This is a genomic window from Desulfocurvibacter africanus subsp. africanus DSM 2603 (genome assembly GCF_000422545.1).
Lineage (GTDB): Bacteria > Desulfobacterota > Desulfovibrionia > Desulfovibrionales > Desulfovibrionaceae > Desulfocurvibacter > Desulfocurvibacter africanus.
Genome location: NZ_AULZ01000008.1, coordinates 63700 through 86840, shown reverse-complemented (window position 1 = coordinate 86840; position 23141 = coordinate 63700). Strand labels below are relative to the sequence as shown.

Annotated in this window: 25 protein-coding genes; 10 read left to right on the top strand and 15 right to left on the bottom strand. The window is 62.9% G+C overall.

Annotated features, from left to right (window positions below):
* The first annotated feature begins 172 nt into the window (after positions 1-172).
* Positions 173-883, top strand: coding sequence for a 2-phosphosulfolactate phosphatase (locus H585_RS0105895; protein ID WP_027367144.1), 711 nt, complete (start codon positions 173-175; stop codon positions 881-883).
* Positions 884-885: 2 nt separating this feature from the next.
* Positions 886-1692, top strand: coding sequence for a DUF3108 domain-containing protein (locus tag H585_RS0105890; protein WP_027367143.1), 807 nt, complete (start codon positions 886-888; stop codon positions 1690-1692).
* 3 nt (positions 1693-1695) lie between these two features.
* Here H585_RS0105890 and H585_RS0105885 read toward each other — a convergent pair whose 3' ends face one another.
* The 6 genes from H585_RS0105885 to H585_RS0105860 form a co-directional block, all read right to left on the bottom strand.
* On the bottom strand, positions 1696-2529 hold the full coding sequence (locus tag H585_RS0105885) for a TatD family hydrolase (protein WP_027367142.1): 834 nt from the start codon (positions 2527-2529) through the stop codon (positions 1696-1698).
* 532 nt (positions 2530-3061) lie between these two features.
* Complete coding sequence (locus H585_RS0105880; RefSeq protein WP_027367141.1) at positions 3062-4063, bottom strand: glycosyltransferase family protein; 1002 nt, start codon at positions 4061-4063, stop codon at positions 3062-3064.
* 5 nt (positions 4064-4068) lie between these two features.
* Positions 4069-4815: a glycosyltransferase gene (locus H585_RS0105875; RefSeq protein WP_027367140.1), complete on the bottom strand. Its 747-nt coding sequence runs from the start codon at positions 4813-4815 to the stop codon at positions 4069-4071.
* 181 nt (positions 4816-4996) lie between these two features.
* A complete protein-coding gene (locus tag H585_RS0105870) occupies positions 4997-5383 on the bottom strand; it encodes an Hsp20/alpha crystallin family protein (RefSeq protein ID WP_014259741.1) in 387 nt (128 codons plus the stop codon).
* 10 nt (positions 5384-5393) lie between these two features.
* Entirely contained in the window at positions 5394-5807 is a 414-nt protein-coding gene (locus tag H585_RS0105865; RefSeq protein WP_014259742.1) for an Hsp20/alpha crystallin family protein, read from the bottom strand.
* A 195-nt stretch (positions 5808-6002) separates the two neighbouring features.
* Positions 6003-6215: a Trm112 family protein gene (locus H585_RS0105860; RefSeq protein WP_027367139.1), complete on the bottom strand. Its 213-nt coding sequence runs from the start codon at positions 6213-6215 to the stop codon at positions 6003-6005.
* A gap of 212 nt (positions 6216-6427) precedes the next feature.
* Between H585_RS0105860 and H585_RS0105855 the strand changes: the two genes are divergently transcribed.
* Together H585_RS0105855 and H585_RS0105850 are read left to right on the top strand one after the other, a co-directional pair.
* The gene (locus H585_RS0105855) at positions 6428-7291 is read left to right on the top strand and encodes a PHP domain-containing protein (protein ID WP_027367138.1); all 864 of its coding nucleotides are present in this window, start codon (positions 6428-6430) and stop codon (positions 7289-7291) included.
* Position 7292: 1 nt separating this feature from the next.
* Positions 7293-8582, top strand: a complete 1290-nt coding sequence (locus H585_RS0105850) for a peptidase U32 family protein (protein ID WP_027367137.1) — start codon at positions 7293-7295, stop codon at positions 8580-8582.
* Positions 8583-8769: 187 nt separating this feature from the next.
* Here H585_RS0105850 and H585_RS0105845 read toward each other — a convergent pair whose 3' ends face one another.
* Positions 8770-9132, bottom strand: coding sequence for a hypothetical protein (locus tag H585_RS0105845; protein WP_027367136.1), 363 nt, complete (start codon positions 9130-9132; stop codon positions 8770-8772).
* Positions 9129-10298 (bottom strand): PAS domain-containing sensor histidine kinase, encoded by a 1170-nt coding sequence (locus H585_RS0105840; RefSeq protein ID WP_027367135.1) that lies wholly within the window; start codon positions 10296-10298, stop codon positions 9129-9131. The genes H585_RS0105845 and H585_RS0105840 overlap by 4 nt, the downstream gene beginning before the upstream one ends.
* Positions 10299-10381: 83 nt before the next feature.
* Between H585_RS0105840 and H585_RS0105835 the strand changes: the two genes are divergently transcribed.
* Entirely contained in the window at positions 10382-10690 is a 309-nt protein-coding gene (locus tag H585_RS0105835) for a zinc-ribbon domain-containing protein (protein WP_014259747.1), read from the top strand.
* Between the two features lie 34 nt (positions 10691-10724).
* On the opposite strand, the gene H585_RS0105830 is transcribed toward H585_RS0105835, so the two are convergent.
* Together H585_RS0105830 and H585_RS0105820 are read right to left on the bottom strand one after the other, a co-directional pair.
* Entirely contained in the window at positions 10725-11267 is a 543-nt protein-coding gene (locus H585_RS0105830; RefSeq protein WP_027367134.1) for a hypothetical protein, read from the bottom strand.
* Positions 11268-11500: 233 nt separating this feature from the next.
* Entirely contained in the window at positions 11501-11965 is a 465-nt protein-coding gene (locus H585_RS0105820; protein ID WP_014259750.1) for a chemotaxis protein CheX, read from the bottom strand.
* A 252-nt stretch (positions 11966-12217) separates the two neighbouring features.
* Here H585_RS0105820 and H585_RS0105815 point away from each other — a divergent pair, with 252 nt between their 5' ends.
* Together H585_RS0105815 and H585_RS23220 are read left to right on the top strand one after the other, a co-directional pair.
* Positions 12218-13501 (top strand): GGDEF domain-containing response regulator, encoded by a 1284-nt coding sequence (locus H585_RS0105815; RefSeq protein ID WP_014259751.1) that lies wholly within the window; start codon positions 12218-12220, stop codon positions 13499-13501.
* A 156-nt stretch (positions 13502-13657) separates the two neighbouring features.
* Positions 13658-13810, top strand: coding sequence for a hypothetical protein (locus tag H585_RS23220; RefSeq protein ID WP_154658845.1), 153 nt, complete (start codon positions 13658-13660; stop codon positions 13808-13810).
* 133 nt (positions 13811-13943) lie between these two features.
* Here H585_RS23220 and H585_RS0105810 read toward each other — a convergent pair whose 3' ends face one another.
* The 4 genes from H585_RS0105810 to H585_RS0105795 all read right to left on the bottom strand — a co-directional run bounded on the left by H585_RS0105810 (position 13944) and on the right by H585_RS0105795 (position 18559).
* On the bottom strand, positions 13944-15968 hold the full coding sequence (locus tag H585_RS0105810) for a diguanylate cyclase domain-containing protein (protein WP_027367133.1): 2025 nt from the start codon (positions 15966-15968) through the stop codon (positions 13944-13946).
* Positions 15969-16071: 103 nt separating this feature from the next.
* Positions 16072-17034: a D-2-hydroxyacid dehydrogenase gene (locus H585_RS0105805; protein WP_027367132.1), complete on the bottom strand. Its 963-nt coding sequence runs from the start codon at positions 17032-17034 to the stop codon at positions 16072-16074.
* A 36-nt stretch (positions 17035-17070) separates the two neighbouring features.
* Positions 17071-17826 carry a hypothetical protein gene (locus H585_RS23215; RefSeq protein ID WP_027367131.1) on the bottom strand — a complete coding sequence of 252 codons (756 nt, stop codon included), beginning with the start codon at positions 17824-17826 and terminating at the stop codon, positions 17071-17073.
* 316 nt (positions 17827-18142) lie between these two features.
* Complete coding sequence (locus tag H585_RS0105795) at positions 18143-18559, bottom strand: response regulator (RefSeq protein WP_027367130.1); 417 nt, start codon at positions 18557-18559, stop codon at positions 18143-18145.
* Between the two features lie 450 nt (positions 18560-19009).
* Between H585_RS0105795 and H585_RS0105790 the strand changes: the two genes are divergently transcribed.
* From H585_RS0105790 to H585_RS0105780, 3 genes are all read left to right on the top strand, one after another.
* Positions 19010-20821: a lysophospholipid acyltransferase family protein gene (locus H585_RS0105790; protein WP_027367129.1), complete on the top strand. Its 1812-nt coding sequence runs from the start codon at positions 19010-19012 to the stop codon at positions 20819-20821.
* Between the two features lie 288 nt (positions 20822-21109).
* Complete coding sequence (locus H585_RS0105785) at positions 21110-21544, top strand: FKBP-type peptidyl-prolyl cis-trans isomerase (RefSeq protein WP_014259755.1); 435 nt, start codon at positions 21110-21112, stop codon at positions 21542-21544.
* A complete protein-coding gene (locus tag H585_RS0105780; RefSeq protein ID WP_027367128.1) occupies positions 21544-22047 on the top strand; it encodes a DUF4019 domain-containing protein in 504 nt (167 codons plus the stop codon). Before H585_RS0105785 ends, H585_RS0105780 begins: the two co-directional genes overlap by 1 nt.
* Positions 22048-22161: 114 nt before the next feature.
* Here the strand turns inward: H585_RS0105780 and H585_RS0105775 are convergent, their stop codons facing one another.
* Complete coding sequence (locus tag H585_RS0105775; RefSeq protein ID WP_027367127.1) at positions 22162-23082, bottom strand: mechanosensitive ion channel family protein; 921 nt, start codon at positions 23080-23082, stop codon at positions 22162-22164.
* Positions 23083-23141: the final 59 nt, after the last annotated feature.

Below are 23141 nucleotides of genomic sequence, written 5' to 3'. Positions count from 1 at the left end.
ACCTCCACTTGCATGCTAACGCGCACTCTGGCATTTAACAAGCTGAGGCCTCTCGGCTTTACTCGATGCGCGCCCGGCGGTAAGGACCGGATGCAGCCGGTATCATCAACTCTGGCCAATTTCGGCCAGTCCCGGCCAAATCCAGCCAGCAAGACCAGCGCAGGAGAACGCCATGCAGATATCCATTCACGCCCTGCTGGGGGGCGCGCACCATGCCAGGGGGCTGACCGTGGTCATTGACGTGTTCCGGGCTTTTTCCACGGCCTGCTACGCCATCAACGCCGGGGCGGCGCGCATCATCCCCGTAGCCGAACTGGAGCAGGCCTATGCGCTCAAGCGCGAGCACCCCGACTGGCTGCTCATGGGCGAGCGCGATGGCATCAAGCAGCCGGGCTTCGATTTCGGCAATTCGCCCACGGAGGTCGAGGCCGTGGACCTTTCGGGCCGCACGGTGGTGCACACCACGAGCGCGGGGACTCAGGGCCTGGTCGCCGCCATGTCCGCGCCCGAGGTCAGCGAGGTGCTGACCGGCAGCTTCGTCAACCTAGGCGCCACGGTCGAATACATCAGGTCCCGCGAGCCCGAGGCGGTCACGTTCGTGGCCATGGGCACGGCGGGCCGGGAGCGCAGCGGCGAGGACGACCTGTGCGCCATGTACATGAAGAACGAGCTGCAGGGCGTGCCCAATCGGTTCGAGGTCATCAAGGGCTACCTGGCGACCATCGAATCGGCCCGCAAGTTCTTCGACTCCAAGGCCGACTACGCGCCGGAGCGCGACTTCGAGCTGTGCACAGCTCTGGACCGTTTTGATTTCGCGCTAACCGCCAGGCGCGACGAGGATGGACTTCTAACATTGCGCGCGGCAAAACCCGCGCCCGCCTGAACATGCTACTGAAAAACACCCTAGCCTTCCTGGCCGCGGCCTGCCTGCTGCTGTCCGCGGCCCCCACCTTGGCCACCACCAAGATCCAGACTCCCCCCGAAGCCATTGCCTTGCCCTTCGAGCCAGGCGAACGCCTGCACTTCGCGCTCAAGTGGGAGCGCATCACGGTGGCGGACGCGGTCTTGGCCGTGGAGAACTTCGTTGACCTGGAGGGCCGCCCGGCGCTGCACATTTCCATGACCGCCCAGACCCGGCCATTTTTCGACTTCTTCTACAAGGTGCGCGACCGCATTGATTCCTATGTTGCCCCGGACGCGCGCAGTTCGCTCCTGCTGTCCAAAAAACAGCGTGAGGGCGGCTACCGCCGCAGCTATACCGTGCGTTTCGACCAGCAGGACGGCAAGGCCTTTTACGAGAGCTCCAGCGGCAACAAGCGGGTCACGGAGATCATGCCGGGCCGCACCCTGGACGAACTGGCCGTGTACTACTTCTTCCGGCTTATCCCGGAACTGGAGGCGGGCCAGACCCTGACCAGCCCGGTCACGGACGGCAAGAAGTTCGTCGTGGGCGAGGCAAAGGTCATCCAGCGCGAAACGGTAACCGTGGAGGCCGGCACCTTCGATACATTTCTCGTGGAGCCGGACCTCAAGCACCTGGGCGGCGTGTTCAAGCAGAGCGACGACGCGGTGCTGCAGATATGGGTCACGGACGACGAGCACCGCATACCGGTCAAGATTCGCGGCAAGGTCGTGGTGGGGCACTTCAATGCCGAGCTGACCAGGACCGAGGGGCTGAAGACCTCATCCTAGCTGCTACTTCGGCAGTTCCAGGCCGAAAAACTTGGCGGCCGTTTGTCCCATGTGCCGCCAGGCGTCCTCCACGGTCAAGCCCTTGAGCTGCGCGATGCGCGCGGCGGTGAATACTGCCAGAGCGGGCTCGTTGCGCTTGCCGCGCCAGGGTTCGGGCGTCAGATAGGGGCAGTCGGTTTCCACCACCAGCCGGTCCATGTCCACGGCGGCCACGGCGCGAGCCAACTCCACGTTCTTGGGATAGGTCACCGGACCGGGGATGGACAGCAGCCAGCCGCGCGCGAGCAGTTCGCGGGCCATGGCCTCGTCGCCGCCGAAGCAGTGCCAAAGCAGAGGGCGGTCCTTGAAGCCCATGTCGTCGAGCACGGCCAGCGTCTCGGCAAAAGCGTCCCGGCTGTGCACCACCACGCGCAGGTCCCGTTCGCGGGCCAGGGCGAGCTGCGCGCGAAAAATCCTTTGCTGCGTTTCCGGCGGCACGTCCTTCCAATAGAAATCCAGGCCGATCTCACCGATGGCCTTGATCCGCGCATCCGAAGCAAAGGCCGCGCCCATGGCCTCTAGTGCCGCATCCGAGCATTTGTCCGCATCGGTGGGGTGCACGCCGAGCAGGAAAAAGACCTCGGGGTGGCCCTCAAACAGTGCTTTATTGGCCTGATATGCCTCTGGACCCAGGAATACCTGGCCCATGGCCACGATGCCCGAGGCAGCCGCGCGGTCCAGGACCTGCGGCAGATCGTCGCGAAACTCCCTGCTGTCCAGATGGGCGTGAGTTTCCACGCCCACGCGCGGCAGGTGCAGGCTTTCGGGCGGAGTGCGCTCCGGGGATTTCTTGGACATGACTGCTCCTGATTATACCGGGGTGGACGCCTTTCGCCCCAAGCCCGCGCAGCCCATGGGCTGATCAATAATGGCCTTCACGCAATGGCAATGCCCGCTCAGCTCCTCGGGCCCAAGGGCTTGCGGGCGATTGGCTTTGTTTCGTTATCTTGGGTCCGCCGTAGACCCAAATTCACTTCATGGATTTAGTGCAGTTGCATTTGACCTGGGAGAGGGCGCTGCCTGCCAGGGCGGCTCGTTTCTCTCTCGGGCTCTCTCCCGCCAGGGAAATGATTTCCCTGGACACCTCATTTCACTTGCAAGGTGCTCAAGAAAAGGAATCTAAACTAGGCCGCTGCTTTGTTCATTAATTATACCAGAAAACTCTCCACGCCCCAAGTTGACTGGAGCCGGCCTCATAAGAGCCAGGATGCACCTGCCGAGGTTGGAAATCGCTGGCGTAATCTGAGGCGATGTGGCTTATGAAAGCGCTTCTACAGTGCCTTCAGGCCAATCTATTTCTGTATTTATTCCTGGTTTCTCTTTCACTGCTTCACGCAGGCTGGCCGAGCGTAGCCCACAATGCTGCGACCGCCTCGCGTTGACGATCCAGGGAATAGGCCTGCGTGGTGCGCTGGCCGGACTCCAGAGCCGCCTGCAGGCGCGGATCATCCGCAAGCCACCAGTGCGCGGCCGTCTCCAGGGCCATGGCCGCTGCCAGCACGTCGCCGTCGGCGCACCACAAGCCGTTGCCGCTCCAGTCAACCTCGCGCAGGGGGAACCAGGGCGTATACGCGCCGGGGACGTCGGCCGCCTGGCGCATGTAGTCGAAGCCGCCGAAGCCGGCGAAGCCCACGGGCAGACAGCCGCAGGCCATGGCCTCCAGTGGCGGCAGGCCAAGCCCTTCGGGAAAACCGGTTGCCAGGAAAAGATGCGCCGAGCGCAAGGCCTCGGCCACGCCGCACGCGTCCAGGCCGGCGATGGGCAGCCACTCCACATTCAGGCGTCCCGCTGTGCGCGCGCTGAAAACCTCGCGCACGCGATCGAGCACGGCCTTGTTCTTGCGCGGCATGCAGGCGATGCGCAGCGCGCCCGACGGCTTGGCCGTGGATGGGTGAAATGCGGTCAGGTCGATACCCGGCCGCAGCACCGGGCAGTCCAGGCCCAGGGTCTGGCCGATGTACCAGGCCACGGGTTGCGACACGGCCAGCATGCGTACGGACAGCTTGCGCCAATCCACCCCGGCCGGCAGGGAGGAAAACAGGTAAGCCTGGTTCTGGCAGTAAACTAGACAGCGCGCTCCGGCCGAAAGGCCAGGCAGCAGAGCGTTGGCCCAGCCCTCGGGCGTAAGCCATATGTCATCCGGCTTGAGGTTCAGCTCCTGCCAGGCCAGCAGCGGAACATTTTCCGCCAAGCCTTGAGGCCGCCAGCCTCGCTCGCGCAGCACGAGCCGAACCGGAAAGCCCTCGGCGTGCAGGTGCGCGGCCAGGGCGCAGAGCACTGCCACGCCACCCGTGGCCTGCTTGACCGGAGGTATGAAGATGAAGGTGCGCATGGCGTTCACGGGTCCGTTCGTGTCGCGGTTCTTGGCAGCGGATTGCGCTTGCGGGCCAGGAACGTCTCCCGGCGGGCCCTGGGCTTGTCGCGGCGCTCCAGCGATGCCGTGTGCATGTAGTACAGGCCAAGACACTCAGGGATGAGTTTGAAGCGTTCGCCGCCGGCAGCCAGCCGCAGCCAGAAGTCGTAATCGCCGGCCGAGGTGAAGTCTCGGTCGAACCAGCCGTAGCGCTCGTGGAGGCTTTTCCGCCACATGGGCTGGGGTCCGAGGTAGCAGTAGGCCGAGAGCGTGCGCGCATCGAACGCGGGCCAATCCGTGCGGCCGACGGCGTGCGGCTCCTGCCACGAGGCATTCTCGGTCATGGTGATGATGGCGTTGGCGTAGACCAGGGCCAATTCCGGATCGGCGTCCAGTTCGCGGGCCATGCGCTCCAGGGCCTCGGGCGCGTGGCGGTCGTCGGCGTTGGCGCTGGTCACGTAACGGCCGCGCGCCGCGCGGATGCCGCGGTTCCAGGCGCCGTAGATCGTCTCGGTCCGCTCCGTGCGCATGTAGACGATGGTGTCTGGCCAGCGCTCGCGGTAGGCGGCCACGATCTCCCCCTCGTTCTCGGGCGAGCTCGAGTCCACGACGATGATCTCCAGGTTCGGCATGAGGCTCTGGGCCAGCAGATCGTCCAGGCAGCCGCGCAAGAAGCGCTCGCACTTGTAGGCCGATACGATGGCCGAGACGATGACTGGCTGGTCGTGCATGCTTTCCGGGTCGGGCGGTTGGCGATTGGGGCCGGGTGGCCGGTGTAGGCTGTTTAGCGCATCCGCAGGGAAAAAAAAAGGAGCCCGCAGGCGGGCTCCTTAATATGAACGAACCAATGGAACCAATTATCCGATCGCATGGGCTGCGAAAGGTGCTTCTCTCGCGGAGAAATGCCCTGGGCTATCCGGCCTGAATCTCGATGCGTTTGGGCTGCATTTTTTCCGCCTTGGGCAGGTGCAGCTCCAGCACGCCGTTCTTCATATTGGCCTTGATGTTCTCGCGGTTCACGGTGTCGGACAAGGTGAAGGTGCGCGTGTACTCGCCGCTGGTGAATTCCAGGGCCAGGGTTTCGCCCTTGGCCTGGGTCGGGTGCACGGCCTTGCCCGAAACCTTGAGCTCGTTGTCCTTGAGGTCGATGATCAGGTCTTCCCTGCGCACGCCGGGCAGGTCCATGAAGATGTGGAAGCCGTCCTCGCGCTCTATTATATCCGTGGCCGGGCGCACGAGGGGATAGCGCTTTTCTTGCTGCTGGACCTGCTGCTCGCTTTTCTTCACGTCGTTGGGCATGTCCGCCTCCTTACCCTACGTCGATGCTGATCTTCTTGGGTTGTGCTTCCTCGGCCTTGGGCAGGGTGATCTCCAGGATGCCACTGGCAAGTCTGGCCTTGATGGCTTCGCGGTTCACCGGGATGCCCAGGGTAATGACGCGCTGAAAGGCGCCCACGGGCCTTTCCTGGCGGAAGTACTTGCCTTGCTCGCCCTTGCGCTCGCCCTTGATGACCAAGCTCTTGTCCGTGAGGGACAGCTCAAGCTCCTCCATAGCCACGCCGGGAATTTCGGCGCTTACGTAGAGGTTCCGGTCGTCCTCGGTGATGTTCAGGGGTGGGTAGGCCAGGCGGCGCTCGCTCAGTGCGTAGGGCCGGGTGAACTCCTCAAGGAGCCGATCGAACTGTCGCGGGAAATCGTAGAGTGTACTGAAATCGATGACCATGAGTATTCTCCTCCTGAAGGCGAAGAGGTTGATCTTGCACTCTTCACAATAAAAGCGGAGGAGTAATAGTCAAGTATCTTCCTAGACTATGTGCATCATCCCGGCCAGGGGCCGTGGCTGCGGCCCGTCAGGTCCAACAAGTCAATCTGGCCGGTCAGATCGCCAGCTCGATCAGGGTGAACTAGACTCAGGTCATCAAGACTCACGCGGCTCGCGCGCGGGGCGGCGCTCTTCCCATGTGGTCAGGGGAATGGCCTCTTCCACGAGCATAATGGGGATCTCGTCGCGGATGGGGTAGGCCACGCCGCACTTTTCGCAGATCAGGCCGTCCTCCTCGGGCGTCAGCCGAAGGTCGCCCTTGCATTTGGGGCAGGCCAATATATCCAGCAAGTCTTTGTTCAGCGTCATGCTCGACTCCTTTGTACGGCGTTTGGCCGGGTTGGCATTCTAAACGGCTTCGGCCGGTCGTGCAATGCGCGGGCGCTCGACTGGGCTGCTCCCGCTCCAGTGGGCCAGTGGCAAGGAGACGGAACATTGACGCCCGTCCGGCATTGGCCTAGCAAATCTGTCTCGGCTTCGGTTTTTCCGGCCTCTACCGCCAACACTTCCAGAAGGAACGCATGCCCGGCATCGATCTGCATATTCATTCCACGGCCTCAGACGGCACACTGACCCCGACGGAGATAGTAGTGGCGGCCAAAGCCGCAGGCCTGGAGGCCCTGGCCCTCACGGACCACGATACCGTGCAGGGACTTGGCGATTTCATGGAGGCCGGCCGCGATAATGGCCTGGAGGTCATCCCCGGAGTGGAACTCTCGGTGCGGTCCGACCTCGGGACCATGGACATCCTCGGCTATTGGGTGCCGACGGGCCAAAGCGGCCTGACCGAAGCGCTTGAATACCTGAATCTACAGCGCGCCGAGCGCAATCGCGAGATCGCCGCGCGCCTGCAACGGCAAGGCCTGGACGTATCCTACGAGGAGATCGCGGCCAAGGCCGCAGGCGGCACCATCGGCCGGCCGCACATCGCCCAGGTTCTGCAGGAGAAAGGCTACGTGAAGACCCTGCAGGACGCCTTCGAAAAATATCTGGCTTCGGGCGGCAAGGCCTACGTGCCCAAGGTCGTGCTGTCGCCCGACAAGGCAGTGGCCATGCTCAAGGCCGAGGGCGCCACGGTCTGCCTGGCGCATCCCAGACTGTACAAGAAGGTGAACCTGGCCACGCTGGAAGGCTTTCTCGCGCGCATGAAACCCCTGGGCCTGGATGGACTGGAGGCCCGCTACCCCGAGCACTCGCCCGAGGACACCCGTAATTACGAGAACCTGGCCGCCCGCCTGGGCCTGGTGGTCAGCGGAGGGTCGGATTTCCATGGGCTCAACAAGCCGCACCTGCGCTTGGGCAAGGGCCGGGGCGACCTGTACGTGCCCTATTCCGTGCTGGAAGGCTTGAAGGCCCTGCGCCGCTCCCAAGGATTGCCGGCATAGCATGCGGAAATCACTCAAATTCGCGCTGCCCGAACTACTGGCTCCGGCCGGCAACCTGGAAAAGCTCGCCGCGGCTCTGACCTATGGCGCCGACGCCGTGTACCTGGGCGGGCCGGGGCTCAACCTGCGCGCCGCGAACGCGCACATGAGCTGGGAACAGATCGCGGCGGCCGTGGCCCAGGCCCACGCCACGGGCGCGCGGGTCTACTATTGCCTGAACGCGCTGCCCATGCCCGGCGATTTGCCGCATTTGGCGGAGCATCTGGAGCGGTTGGCGGACATGCCGGCCGGCGGGGTGGACGGGATTATCGCCGCCGACCCCGGCGTCATGGCCATGTCCAGGCGGCGGCTGCCCCACGTTCCCCTGCATGTGAGCACCCAGGCCAGCACCATGAACCCGGCCGCGGCCATGGCTTGGCACGACATGGGCGCAAGTCGCGTGAACCTGGCCCGCGAGCTGGAGTTGGGCGACATGCGCTCCCTGATGCGCACCCTGCGCAAGGAGTGCCCGGAACTGGAAACCGAGGTTTTCGTGCACGGGGCCATGTGTCTGGCCATCTCGGGCCGCTGCCTGCTCAGCGCTTGGCTCACGGGCCGCTCGGGCAACCAGGGCACCTGCTGCCATCCTTGCCGCTTCGAGTACAAGCCCGCGCCCGGCGCTTCACTGCGCCTGGAGGTCGAGGAGAAACTGCGGCCCGGCGAGACGACCTGGGAGATCGAGGAGCAGCAAGACTTCTCCATGATGTTCGCGCCCGAGGACCTGTGCCTGATCAAGTATGTGCCTGCTTTAGTTAGGCTGGGCGTGGCCGCGCTCAAGATCGAAGGCCGCATGAAGAGCCCGCTCTATGTGGCGCAGGTCGTGGACGTGTATCGTACGGCCCTGGATGATTTCGGCGAGGGCCGCTTCCGGCCCGGACTCTATCTGACCGAGTTGGCCCTTGCCTCCACCCGGCCCATGGGCTCGGGTTTGTTCTTGCCCGGCGCGCGCAAGGCGGGCCGCAGGGCGCGCTATTTCGATGGCGTGCCCGCCCTGTGCAGCAATGTCCTGGCCAAGGTGCAGGAGCGTCTGGGCCCGGACTCCTGGCGCATCGGCTGCCGTGGGCGCTGGACGTCCGGCCGGCGCGTGCAGGCCATGCTGCCAGGCCTGCGCAGGCCCGAGCTGCCTGCTTATGCATTGGAAAGCGAAGATGGCGGCCGACTGGACGTGCTCAACCCTGGCCTGACGGCCGTGCTGCGTTGCGAGTCGGACCTGCTCCGGCCGGGCATCTTCCTGCGCGCCGCGCCGGAATAGACTGCTAGGCAACCGAGAGAGGGCGCTGCCCTCTCTCGGGCTCTCTCCCGCCAGAGGAATAATTCCTCTGGACCCCTAATTTTCAAGGAATTTCGCAAATGAACTTCGCGGGTCCAGGGGCGCGTCCGCCCCTGGTGGGTCGGGCCTGGGGAGGGCAAAGCCCTTCCCAGTTCTCATGTAAGACGAGCTACTTGATCCGGCTCTCCAGCCGATCGATGAAGCGCTCCAGGTCGTTCGGGTCGCCCTCGCGGTAGTCGTCGGGATAGAGCAGGGCGTACATGTAGAAGATGCTGTTCAGGGACTTGGCGCTACCGGCACGGGCGGCGAAGCCTTCCACCTCGTGGGCTAGGCGATCTGCAAGAGGTTCGGGCAGATCGGCCAGGTGCGGCTCAACCAGGTCGGGCAAACCCAGAAGAATATCGACCTTTTCGGCGTAGAGCTGGCGGTAGCGGGCTTCGTCGCCGCCGTCGATGGCTGTGCGGGCCTCGGATTCGACCTGGCGGATGCGCTCGGCGGCCTGGCGCAGGTCGTCGAGAAGTTGCCGGCTCATAAGGAAGCCTCCTTGGGTTCGGGACGCAGGGGCAGGGCGATGCGGAATGTCGTGCCCTTGTCCGGAGCGCTGTCGAAGCTGACCGTTCCTCCCAGATAGCCTTCACCCAGCAGCTTGAGGCTGTAGGTTCCGAGGCCTCGGCCTTCTCCCTTGGTGCTGAAGGAGTGCTGGAACAGCTGCGTGGCAATATCCGGGGGCAGGGGCTCGGGATCATGAACCCAGAAAATCGGCCCAGCAAACTGCCCATCCATGCACAGATGGCAGCCCAGGGTCACGGTTTGGCCTGGCTCGGAGGCCTCCAGGGCGTTGAGGATCATGTTGCCCAGCACGCGCTTGAGCAGCACGGGATCGCTCTCGAAGGTCACCTCGGCGGCGGAATCGTCGACGGCCAGCGTCTTGCCCCTGGCCGCGTTGCGCAGGCTGTAGCTTTCCCGAAGCCAAGCCAAAATCTCGCGCGAGGATATACGGGCGGAACGCACCACCAGTTCGCCGCGTTCGGCCGCAGCCAGGTCGCGCTGGGAGGTGATCTCCTCCGAGAGATGCTCAACGGCGGTGCACAGCAGCGTCAGGTCCTCGGGGGCGATGGTTCCGCCGTCATCGACAATGAGCCCCACGAGGTTTTGGATGCCCGAGAGGGTGTTGGCCACGTCGTGGAAGAAGATGCGTTCGAGCATGCGGGCCCTGTTCTCCCGGCTGACATCCCGGAAGGAGAGCATGGAATATGGTTGGCCTTTGATGCGCAGCGGGCTCGTCCAGATCATGAGGTCCAGGGTGCGGTGCAGGCCGCCCTGGCGCGTGGTGAGGCGGCATTCGCGCACGCCGCCCAGCCCTTTTTGGCAAGCTGTAAGTGCCTGGTGGGCTCCGCATAGCTGGCAGGCGTCGCTTGAGCCGCAGGGAATGTCGCTTTCGCCGAGACGTGCGCAGTCGAAAGCCTCGCCCGCGAGCATGCCGCGCACGTCTTCGGGATTCATGATATCGAGGAAACGGAGCGCGCTCGCGTTGGTGTGAACGATGCGGCGCTCGGAATCCAGGATGAGCACCATGAACGGCATGGCGTCGAGCAGGCTGGAGGCCACATCATCAAAGGGGCTGGCCGGACTTGCCGCGCCGCTTCGCAGTGTTTTGCGGGCCATGGCGCCTGCCGAGCTTTTTTTGGTGCGATCCATGCATTCCTCTTTGGAATCATGGATAATGGGGCAAGATGCCGTCCTGGTCAAGACTGGGGCTGGGCGTCGGCCAGGAGAACAGAATGATATGCACGAGCTGTGGGCTGGAAAACAGCGATGACCAGCGCTTCTGCAACCGGTGCGGCAGGAAGCTTCAATCCTCCTTCACCATTCCTGACATGGACGGCGAGGAGGAAGGGCCGGCGGTCACGCGGCTTCGGCTGGAAATGTTGGGGCTGAGCAGGCTGGCGATCGGGAAGTTCCTGGAGGCCTGGGCCTACGCCTTGGCTTTGCTGGCCGTAACCCTGTGGTGCGGCCGCAATGAATTGTACTGGCCCTTGTACGTCATCGTTCCGGTACTGGGCCTCATGCTCTGGCGGCGCAGATTCTGAAGGTATTTTTGACGGCGATCGGTGGCGGACGGACCTAGCGCTGTTCGTCGCAGACTCGCAAAGCCTTGCTTCCCCCGCAGGCTTCGGTGGACACCGTGGCCTTCAGGCAGCGTTTTTCCTGATCCTGCTCGTAGGGCACGGTGATCCGCTTGCTTCCCCAGGCTTCGCTGGAGATGCTGATGCGTCTGTCATCGGTTTGGCAGTAGAACTGCGCATTCGACGCCCCATAAAATCCACTGAAGACCAGGACGCGTTCCTTGGTGCGCGCCTTTACGCCCTGCCTTGATTTGAGGGGGGTGGGCTCCTGCTCGCGCACGAAGTTGTAGTTGCCTTCGGGCTTGCAAGTCGCGGCGGCCAGCGCTTGGCGGCACAGCTCTTCCATGTGCTGAGCCGAATCGAAGAGATTGATGTCGAACAGAAATGGATCGGTCCCCTGCAGTGTCTGGCTTGGGGCGAAGGGATCGCCCTCCAGGCGCGGCAAGGGTTCCTGAGCCTGCCCCTGACAAGGTGCAAAACACAAGGCCGCCACTGTGAAAAGGCACGCGAGGCGGGCCACGAGGTTTACGGAGTGCTGCATTGTCGGCTCATTTTAGGTCAAGGAAGATTTGGAAACCCCTGGGGGAGTCTGTCTCACATTGTTCCTTGCAGCCGGCGCACTGGAAGCTGCCTTCCTTATGCAACCAGACAGCCTTGCGCGGAGTCTTGCAATGGAAATCCTCGTATACGGCTGCATCAACCGTGCCGAGAAAAAGCCTGTAACCCGCGTCCTTGAGTTGCTCCCTGAAGCGCATGGCCGTGCCGACTCGCTGATCAGTCGGCGTCGAAGCTGACTTCCACGGTAAAGTCGCCGTGCTCGGTCGTGAATGGAACAGCCATAATGGGACCGCCGCTGATATGGGAGATGGTGTGGTTGTTGCCCATGATCACCGAGGGCGTAGCGGCCTGGAATACGTAGCCCATCTCCGACAGTCCGCGCCGGGCTTGGCCTGAGATCATGTTGGTTATCTCGCCCACGGCATCCTTGACGTCGTTCAGCACGTCCTGGATGTCGTCGCCGAGCATGTTTTTCACTATGGCCAGGGCGCACTTCTTGGAAAAGGTCACGGAAATGGTGCCGTTGTGCTCGCCGGTTATGCCGATAATGCCCGATACGTCACCGTGAGCCACGGCATCCTTCTTAACGTAGGGCTTGCCTGCCGTGGGAGTGATCATGGCCATGGTAGAAAGAACGTCCACTGTCGCCTTGATGAAAGGCTTCGCCAGATTAATGTCCACCTGGTGCGCTCCTTGCCTGCCAGTGCGGCGATTTGCTCAACCGCACCGTGGCTGTTCGTTGTCCTCGATATTGGTCTAGTACTTGAATTGGCGTTGCGATTAGCGTTCCAAGTATCATGAACCGCGCCGCAAGCCAACCGCTGGCAAAGCGGGACAGGCGGCAGTCCGGATCTTTACTTTGCCGGAGGCGTCATGATAGATAATCCTAAAGTCTAAAAGTCGATCACCTGTATCTTCCTAGAAAAATTGATTATGCAATCCCTTGAACTCAAGGAATTTCTTGCAAGACAGGCGGTTCTCTATGTCGAGGACGACGCCATCATCCAATTTTCCGTATCCACCCTGCTGGATAAGGTGATCGGCAGGCTATATACGGCCTCCGACGGCCAGGAGGGGTTGGACATTTTCCTTGAGAAACGGCCGGATATCGTGATCACCGACATACGCGTGCCGGGCATGACCGGCCTTGAGATGGTCGAAGCCATCCGCGAGCGCGACAAGGACGTGCCGATCATCGTCACCACGGCCTATAACGAAACGGATAATCTTCTTCGGGCCATCGAGCTCGGTATTGACAAATATGTGGTCAAGCCCATCGAGCGAGGCCAACTTCTTCAGTGCGTCGAACGTTGCGCCGAAGGATTGCGCCAGCGGCGACAGGTGGAGGAGGCTAATCGCTACAACCGATTTCTGCTCGATATCAATCCAAATTTCATGGTCACTTTCGAGTCCGGGCGCATCGAGTACGTCAACAAGACCTTCCTGGAGTTCATAGGCTTTGGCTCCATGGAGGAGCTTCTGCGCTCGGGACGGCAATTGCACGAATGGATGCTCAGCGTGGATGACGTCCAGGATCCCGAGGCGCTCGAGGGTTGGCAGGATCTCGTCATCCGCGGCCATGACCGGGATGTCCTGGTCACCTTCCGCAGCGGCGATTCGGACGTGGAGAGCCGGGCGTTCCTGGCTACGTCCAACCGTCTCCCGGATTCACCTAAGTACGTGCTCTGCTTCACGGACGTGACCCGCCTGGAGAGCGAGAAACGCGGACTCATCTACAAAGCCAGCACCGATCACCTGACCGGGGCCATGAACCGCATGAGTTTTCAGGAATTCCTGTCGGAAGAAATGAAGCGCGCGACTCGCTACGGTACGCCCCTGTCCGTGGCCATGTTCGACATCGATGATTTCAAGCGCATCAACGACGAGCTTGGGCACGACGCTGGCGACAGGGTGCTGGTGGGATTGGTGAAACTCGTGGAGGCCAATATCCGCGAGCTTGACCGGCTGGCCAGGTGGGGCGGAGAGGAGTTCATGCTGCTGGCGCCCGGGTGCGGTCCCGAAGAAATGGCCAAGCTGGGCGAGAAGCTGAGGGCGCTCATAGAGTCAGGGCAGCCGGGCGGAGTCGGACGGGTTACCTGCAGCTTTGGAGTGTCGGACTTCGCCCCGGGCGACACCGGAGCCGATCTTCTGCGGCGCGCCGATGAAGCCCTGTACTTGGCCAAGCGCAGGGGCAAGAACACCGTGACCACGCTTTAAAGCTGTTTGCGTTTGAACCGAGAAAGGACGTTGCCCTCTCTCGGACTCTCCCGGGAGCGGCATTCCCTGCACCCCCCATTGTTTCCATGTCATCCGCAATATGTTGTAGCCGGAAGGTCCGGCCCGAGCCGGCAGACCGTCACGGGGAGGTTGCTGGTGGATGGGCAAGGCCAAGAAAAATGGTGCGACGTGAGCGCAGCCCCCATGCTCTTCGAGGGCCGTTCGGCCCTGGTCTGCTCGGCCATGGACTTGACCGGCCGAGCTGATGCCCCCGCGTCCCGTGCGGACAAATCCCTCTCCAGATCCTAGAGCAGATTGCTTTTTAGACGCCCGCTCCGGCGTTGACGGCGCAAGTGAATTGCGCCTACGCCTACGCGGCGGCAAGCCATGCCGACGCATGGCTTGCAGAGCATTTTCAAAAGCAAAATGCTCTAATTGGGCGTTAGCCGGCTTTGGCTTCGCCGGTTGAGGACTCCTCGGCCTTCATGCCCGGAGCATAGACCCTGTTCCTGCCCTTGAGTTTGGCTTGATAGAGCGAGCGCGAGGCCTCGGCCAGCAGGTCGAGTGAAGTCGTTTCATTGCTTGGGATGAAGGAGGCCACGCCGACGCTGATGGTCAGCTTGCCGGCGAGCCGTGCGCCCTCGTGCAGGATGGCCTGATCGGCCACCCCTTGGCGCAGGGTCTCGGCTACGATGAGTGCGCCGAATTCGTTGGTATCCGGGAGCACTGCTGCGAATTGCTGCTCCGAAAGCCTGGTCGCGAAATCCGCCGGGCGGCGCAGAGAACTCTTGAGGGCCTCGAAAATGCGCTGCAAGGCCTCCTCGGCATGCTTGCGGCCGTACATGCCGATGTAGGATTCGAAATGGTCCACGTCGGCCAGGATGAGCGCAATCGGATCGCGTTTGCGCAGCGCGAGCACCCACTCCCGATCCAGCAGCTCCTCGAAGGAGCATTCGCCCACGGAGGCGCGCGGCGAGGTGCGCACGGAGGTGGTGGTGGACGGGGCCAGCCTGCGTTCGGAGAAGAGCATGCCGCCCTCGCGCGAGAGACGCGGCAGGGAGGCAGTGAACACGGACTGCCCGGATTCCATGGAGAAGGTCAAAAGCCCGCCCATGTTCTGCACCAGGCGATAGGCCAAAGCCAGTCCAAGGCTCTGGCCGCCTTGGTCGAAAGGCATGAAAAGCTTTTCCGGATCCTGGGAGCCCGCGCCGGCGGCGGCCTGGTAGCGGAACTGGACCTGCACGGCGCCGCCCGAGGAGAAGCTGCGGATAGTCAACACTTGGCCGCTCGGCATCTCGCGCAGACTGGTGAGCATGAGGTTGACGCAGACCTGGCTGAGCAGATCGGGATCGGCGAAGACCTGGGGCAGATCCTGCGCCAGGTCAAGCACACACCACACGCCTTGCTTCTGGAGATCCATGAAAAGCAGATGCACGCACTCGGTCAGCAGGGTGTTCATGGCGCAGGCCTGCTGCGTCACCCGCACCGGGCTGAGGTAGTTGCGGATGCGGTTCAAGAGCTTCTCCAGCCGTCTGGCCTCCATGAGGATGATCTCGGTCGTCTCGCCCGATTCGGGGTGCTTGCGGCCCAGGCGCGTGGCGAACCCGGCGATGGAGGTAAGCGGATTGCGCACTTCGTGGGCCACCTCCTCGGAGATGACTTGCAGCGTCTTGAGCTTCTCTTCCTGGATAAGGGCCTGCTCAAGGAGCACGCGGTCGGTGATGTCAAGGATGACGCCTTGCAGGAGAGGCCCCTCGTCCTCGGTCGCGGAGCAGGAGATGCTTTTGATGAGCGTGTGGATGGTCTGGCCCGAGCGGTGGATGAGCCTGCATTGGGACGTGAAGGGCGAACGGCAATCCATGGCGGCCGCGAGTTGGACCAGCATGCGCTCGCTGTCGTCCGGGTGCAGGCGGCTGGGTAGCCAGCGCGGCTCGATGACCGCCTCGAAGGGCTGATAGCCGAGTAGCTCCTGGCTGGCCTGGTTGACGAAGGCCAGGGACATGTCCGGCCGCAGGGAGAATACCAGCACGGGAATGTTCTGCACCAGGCGCACGTACTGCTTCTCGGCTTGCAGAACGCGGGCCCGCAGGCGCTTTTGCTCCTGATAGCGGTTCAGGGCCAAGGCCAGCTCGTGCCCGTCCACGGGTTTGCGCAGAATGTCGTGGGCGCCGCTACGCATGGCCTCCACGGCATCATCAAAGCTCGCCTGACACGACATGAGGATGGTGACGCAGTGGGGCAGCTTGTTTCGCAGCCGCCGAGCCAACTCTATGCCGCCCCGGCGCGAGGCGGTGATATCGATGAAGGCCAGGTCATAGTTCGCGCGTTTCATTGCCTCGTCGGCGGAATCGGGCGAGAGGCAATCCGGCGTCGCATAATTCAGAGTCGCCAACAGCCTGCTGACCAGCGAACAGGAGGCGTTATCCTCGTCGATGACCACCACGCGGTCCTGGGGCTGCTGGTCCATGCTCTTTTCTCCCGAGCCCTGTACGGGGCCGCAAAATTGCGGTCCTCCAGCCAATAGCCCCTGCTTAGCCCTTTCACCCGGCTTTGGAAAGGCCGCTATAGATTTACGTCAGGCCATTGACCACGTTGAGCGGCTTGCCGGCGAGAAAGGCGCGCACGTTGTCGGTGGTGACGACCATGAGCCGCCTGCGCGCCTCGCGTGAGGCCCAGGCCATGTGCGGGGTGATGATGCAGTTGCGCGCCATGAGCAGCGGGTTGTCTGGCCGGATGGGCTCGACCGAGACCACGTCCAGGCCAGCGCCGCGTATGGCTCCGGCATTGAGCGCGCCGGCCAGGTCGGCCTCGTTGACGAGCCCGCCGCGGGCCGTGTTGACGAGCATGGCTTCGGGCTTCATGCGCTCAAGCAGCGTTTTATTCACAAAGCCCGCGTTGTCCTTGGTCTGGGGGCAGTGCAGGGAAATCACGTCGGACACGGCGAACAGCTCGGGCAGATCGAGCCAAGCGAAGCCCGGATAGGGCAGCGGGTCACGACGGCTGCGAGAATTGGCCACCACGCGCATGCCGAAGGCATGGGCAAGATGCGCCACGGCGCGGCCGATGGAGCCGAGGCCCACGATACCCATGGTTCTGCCGGCCAGCTCCAGCACGGGACGTTTCCAGAAGCACCAGTCCGGGCCGCGCCACTCGCCGGCCTTGACCGCCGCGTCATGAACGCCCGCCTCGTTGGCCAGCTCCAGGATAAGCGCGAAGACATGCTGGGCCACGGAGGCCGTGCCGTAGCCCGGCACGTTGGAGACCGGAATCCCGCGCCTGGCGCAGGCCGCTACGTCCACCACGTCGTAGCCCGTGGCCAGCACCGAGACGAGCTTCAGCTTGGGCAACGCCTCGATGACTTCGGCAGGCAGGCGCGTCTTGTTGGTCAACAGGATATCCGCATCGCGGGCGCGCTCCACAACCTCGGACGGCGCGGTGCGGTCATGCACCGTCAGCTCGCTAAGGCCGGCCAACTCATCCCATGGATTGTCTCCGGGGTTCAGGGTCTTTCCATCCAGGACCACTATGTTCATTCGCGCCTCCATATTTTCGTATTGCACCTGTTTGACTTACTGTCGGTCCAGCGCCCTTGCAAGCCACTCTCGCCACGTATGGGCCATATCCAGCAATGACTCGCGCCGCTCATGCGAAATGTGCAGCCCAGGCAGGACAGGCCCGCCGCTTGCCGCCAATGGAGCCGCCACGGCTACGGCCAGCCGTTCCCGCCCATCGCCGACGAGCGCGAAAGCCGTGAAACTACGAATACCCGTGCCGTTGCGTCGCCCGGTCGTGGCGGCCCAGGAAACTTTCAGATCGCCAACCGCATCATGCCCGCGATCCACGAGCAGAAAGCCAGGTCCCACGGGAGCTGCCACCGGCAGAAAGCCGTCTTCGTTGCGTTGGCTCTCAAGGCTAAGGATTGCGCCTTGAAGACCATGGTATCTGTACGCGCAGGACATGGCCGGTCCTAGGCCGTGAAGCGAACGCTCCACCAGGACAAACCCTTTGGGTGGCTGAACTTCCTCGCCGGCCAAACTTGGCGCGTCGGTGCAATTGGCCTGGGCAAGAGTTGGGGAGGGCGTTGCCCTCCCCAAGCCCCTCCCATCAGGGGCGCGCGCGCCCCTGGACCCGCGATGTTCATTGCTGGAGAGCAAGGGTGTGTCGGAGTCATCGACTTTGTCGGCCACCCAGCCTTTGCTGGACATGCAGCGCAGATAGATGCGCCAGGCCGTGTCAGGAGGTGGCCGCTGCCTTAGCGCGGAGGCCTCGCGGGCCATGGCTTCGGCCGTGGCCCGGCAATCGGCCTGGTCCAGGTCCAGGGCCATGAAAGATGCGCCAGGCTGGGTCCACCTTGGCTCCTTGGGCGCGCAAGATAGGCATATCAACAAAGCCGCCAGACAGGCCGCGCCCAAAACTGCGCGGGTAAGGTTCGGACGGCTACGGCCGTTACGGTGCATTATGATTGCGTGTACAGCCCTTGGCGTGCTTCCCCCTTAATATTAGCGGAAATGCATTTAGGTTAGCTGGCCCTGCGCAGAGGGCCGGCCAAGCGGAACATCAAGCCGGGATAGTTCGGGAGGAGTCAAGAAAAAACCCGGCAGGGCCGGGTTTCAGGAAGTCGTCTAATAGCGGGGATGCCGCCTAGGTAGTCTGGGGACTGGCCTCGATGATTCCAAGCTTGCGCAGTTCAGCCAGGAGCATGTTTTCGTCGATGGGTTTGACCAGGAAGGAGGTGGCGCCGCCCAGGAAGAAAGCGTCGTGGGTCTCCTTGCTATTGTCGAGCACGGTGGTGATGATGATCTTGACCTGCTTGTCCTTGGCTAGGCCCATCTCTTTCTCGATGGCCCTTATCTCGCGCAGGGCCTTGTGGCCGTCGATTTCGGGCATGACCAGATCAAGGCAGATGAGGTCGTAGGGCTTGTTCTCGGACCAGGCCCGGCGAAAGGCGAAGATGGCTTCATCGCCGTTCACGGCGATGTCGCAGTATGCGTAGGGATGCAGAATTTCCTGCAGGTAGCTGCGGCAGTAGAAATCATCGTCCACGATCAAGGCGCGCAAGGCTTTGTCCTTCACGGTATCCTCCATGTCGTCCCATGGACGTGCAGGCACTATGTCCGGTTTGGCCGCGAAAATCAATGTCTTCACTTGCCGCAGATCGGTCGGATCGCCTTGGCCCAAGCCGTATGCCCATATCAGGCCGGAAGCGGTGAAACGCCGGACTTGGCGGCGGATTTGCCGCAGGGCTGGGAAGGGCATATCATTCCCGCGAAAATTGCCGGAGGGCAGCCGGGAGGCCGGGGTTGCCGGACCAATTTGTCAAAACTTTCAGGAAACTCCTGTCCGGTTCAACAAAACGCTGGCCATCCCAACAGCGAAAAATCATCAAACATCGCAAAGCAGCATGCAATAGTAAATTGATCGCGACGCAACCGTAACAGTCGAAGCGGCATATGCCTGGTCGAAGACCTGAATCATACGGCGAATAATAACCGTCTTGCAGGGGATTCCATGCCACAGGCACATCAGGAAAAGTTGTTGCGTCTCGACGTCCCGATCCGGGGAAGCATCAAGAAGCGGCTCTTCCATCTGGTCAGACCGCCTCTCAGCAGGCTGCTTTGCCTGTCCAAGCTGAACGACATCTATTCCGCCGTGGACAAGCGCGATCTGCCCACTTTCATGACCGATTCGCTCCGGCATATGGGCGTGCGCATAAACCTCTCCTTCGAGGATGCTTCGCTTATCCCGACCCAAGGGCCGGTGCTCGTAGTGGCCAACCATCCCTTCGGAGCCATCGAGGGCGTGGTGCTCGGCTCGGTATTGCGCTCCGCTCGGCCGGACGTGAAGCTCATGGCCAACTACATGCTGTCCGTGATTCCCGAGATGCGCGAGCTGCTCATCCAGGTGGACCCCTTCGGGGCCGGCGGCTCCCACAAAAGGAACATCGGCCCGCTCAAGGAGAGCCTGCGCTGGCTCAAGAGCGGCGGCATGCTCGGCGTGTTCCCGGCCGGCGAAGTCTCCTCGCTCAACGTGCGCAAGCGCAGCGTGGAGGACCCGCAGTGGAGCACTACAATCGCGCGCATGGCCCGCAAGGCAGGCGTGCCCGTGCTGCCCGTGTACTTCGATGGCTGCAACAGCCCGCTCTTCCAGATGCTCGGCCTCATCCACCCCCGTTTGCGCACGGCCATGCTCCCGCGCGAACTGCTCAACCGGCGGGAGGGCGTCATCGACGTGCGCATCGGCAGCCTCATTCAGCCTTCCAAGTTCGAGAGCTTCGATACGGACGAGCAGTTGGTGGATTTCCTGCGCCAGCGCACCTACATCCTCAAGCACCGCAAGCCGGAGGTCGCCCCGGCGGCCCGAATCGCGCGCAAGGCCGTGGTCGGCGAGCCCATCGCCCCGCCCGTGGCTCCGGCCCTCATCGAGGCCGAGATCGCCAGCCTGTCCAAAAAATCCATCCTTTGGGAGAACAACGAATATACCCTGTTCCTGGGCCGGCGAAGCGAGTTGCCCAACACGGTCCTCGAGTTGGGGCGGCTGCGCGAAGAGACCTTCCGCGAGGTGGGCGAGGGCACGGGCAAGGCCAGCGATCTGGACCAGTACGACGACTACTACTGGCACCTGTGCCTATGGCATCGTCAGGACCGCGAGATCGCCGGCTCCTACCGTCTGGGCCCCACGGACGAAATCCTGGCGCGTGTCGGGCCAAGCGGGCTCTACACCAACACGCTCTTCCGCTACAGGCGCGAGTTCCTGGAGCAGATCTCTCCTGCCCTGGAGCTGGGCCGCTCCTTCGTGCGCAAGAAGTACCAGAAGAGCTACCTTCCGCTGCTCACTTTGTGGAAGGGCATCGGCATCTTTCTGGGCCGCAACATGCAGTACCGCTACCTGTTCGGTCCGGTGAGCATCTCCAACAGCTACGCGCCGTTCTCCAAGGCCCTGATGGTGAAGTTCCTGAACACCCACGCCCGCGAGCGGGTGGGCGGCATGGTCAAGGCCAAGCTGCCGCCCAGGCTCGATGCCGGCCCCAACTGGCGCGAGCTGTGCCGGCTGTGCTGCAACATCGAGGATTTGGGCGACTTCATCAGCGAGATAGAAAAGGACCGCAAGGGCGTGCCCGTGCTCCTGCGTCAGTACCTGAAACTCGGCGGCAAGATTCTGGCCTTCAACGTGGACCCCGAGTTCGCCGGCGCCCTGGACGGGCTCATCCTGGTCGATCTGCTGCAGACCGATCCCAAAACCTTGGGCAAGCACATGGGTGTCGAGGCCGCCACGCAGTTCCTGGCCCTGCACAAGGGTCAGCGTACGGACAAGGCGAGCTGAAGCAGAGCGCATAAGAACCGGGGATGGCGTTGCCTCCTTCTGGCCTCAGAGGCAGTTCGCCCTGAGCCGGGCGATCACGCGAATTCATTGAGCAAGCGCAGGCGCGGTTTCCGCACGGAGGCCGCGCCTTTTACATTTGAGCGGGCGGGCTGCGCCACCCGGAAAATGTTTGCCCAGCCCATCACCCTGGAGTAGGCTGCCCTGATTTGCAGGCCGGCGGCCGCAGCTGCCTCTGTCTGCCAAACAAACAACCGTCCGGGGGCCGCCCCGGCGCAGCGGAGGAAACATATGGCGCAGGCGAAGAACGGCGATACCGTCAAGGTTCACTACACGGGCAAGCTTGAAGACGGCACGGTTTTCGATTCGTCCCTCGAACGCGACCCTCTGGAGTTCACCGTGGGCGGCGGCATGGTCATCCCCGGTTTCGAGGAAGCCATAGTCGGCATGAAGGAAGGCGAGAGCAAGGAAGTCACCATCCCCTCCGGCGAGGCCTACGGGGACTATAACGAGGAAATGCGCATCGAGATCCAGAAGGCGCAGATTCCGGAAGACATCCAGCCCGAGGTCGGCCAGATGCTGCAGTTGCGCGGCGAGGACGGCGGCGCGACCACCGTCACCGTGACGCACATCACCGACGATACCGTAACCCTGGACGCCAACCATCCCCTGGCCGGCAAGGATCTCATGTTCGACCTCAAGCTCGTGGAAATCTCCCAAGCCTGATGCCTTCGGGTGTTGGGCATGCTGCTGCTCCCCGGCCGGTCGCCGGCACGTCCGGCCGGGGGCTGATTTTGCGTGCGGCCGGAGCTTGCGCTACGGCTCTGACCGTAGTCCTGCTTTTGTCGTTTTTCCTGACGCTGAACGGGCCGGCATACGCGGCGCGCCCCGGCGTGCCCGCCGATGCCCTGGATGCAGCCATGGACTGGCTGGTGCTTCTGGATGCAGGCAAGTACGCCGAGAGCTGGACACAGGCCGGTAGGGACTTTCGTCAGGGTCTGGGCAAGGCGGAATGGGCGCGGCGCATGGCCGCAGCCCGGAGCGAGCTCGGCGCGAACACCAGCCGCAAGCCCCTCGATGCGCGCGAAACCGGCCCGACCGGCGCGGCAGGCGAGTGTCTGGTCATCCTCTTCGGCGCGGTCTACGATAAAGTTCCCTATACCACCGAAACCTTGACCCTGTGCCGCGAAAACGGGCGGTGGCGCGTGGCGGGCTACTTCATCCGTTGACGGCCTGCGCTTGATTCGGCGCGGACCGCATGCGCAAGGGTTTTGCCAGCCAGTGCGCCGCCCGGCCCGAACAGGCCAATCAGATCTATCAGTCCGCTCCGGTCGTCAGGCCGATCAGGCCTTCTCGTCTTCCTTTTTGATCTTCATGAGCAATGACGGAGCGTCGCCCTGCCTGTCCTGGCCCATATACATGGTCACGTGCGGGTAGGGGATCTCTATGCCCTCGGCGTCGAAGCGTTTCTTGAGCCGGCGGTTGAACTCGCGGCCCACAGCCCACTGACGGATGGGTTTGGTCTTGAGCCGCGCCTTGATGATCACGGCCGAGTCCGCGAATTTGTCCAGGCCCAGGATCTCGATGGGCTCCAGGATGTCCGTCCCAAGCTCCGGGTCGGCGCACAATTCCGCTGCAACTTCGCGTATGACCTCCATGACCTGGTCCACATCCTCGCGGTATCCCACGCCGATATCCATGGCGTAGTACGAGAAATCCTTGGTCATGTTCGTTACCGTATCGATCTGGCCGTTGCGCACGTAATGCACGCTTCCGGTCATGTCGCGCAGCACCACGGTGCGCAGTGTGACGCGCTCCACCAGGCCGCTCTTGCCCGCGATTTCCACTACGTCGCCCACGCGAATCTGGTCCTCCAGCAGGATGAAGAAGCCGCTGATGACGTCCTGCACGAGCTGCTGGGCGCCGAAGCCCACGGCCAAGCCCACGACGCCGGCCGCGGCCAGGACCGGGCCGATCTGCACGCCCAGTTCGCCCAGGATGCTCACCAGGCCCACGGCCATGATGGCAATGGTCAGGCCCACGCGCACCACCGAGGACAGCGTGTCGGCACGCTTCTTCATCTCGATGTCGTCCTTGTCCGCGAAGAGCGTGAACAGGCGCAAGGCCACGATGCGCGCGGCGCGCAATGCGACGTACATGATCGCCGCGACGAGCACGATGCGCAGACCGCTCGAAAGCAGCCATTCGCCTGCCGTGCTGAGGTGCGTGCCGAGTGTGTTTCCGAGCAGTGGCTCCGCTGCCATTGCCGTCCTCCCTTAATGTTTGCGCAGCCTTGTCGGACATGGCCGCATAATGATCTATG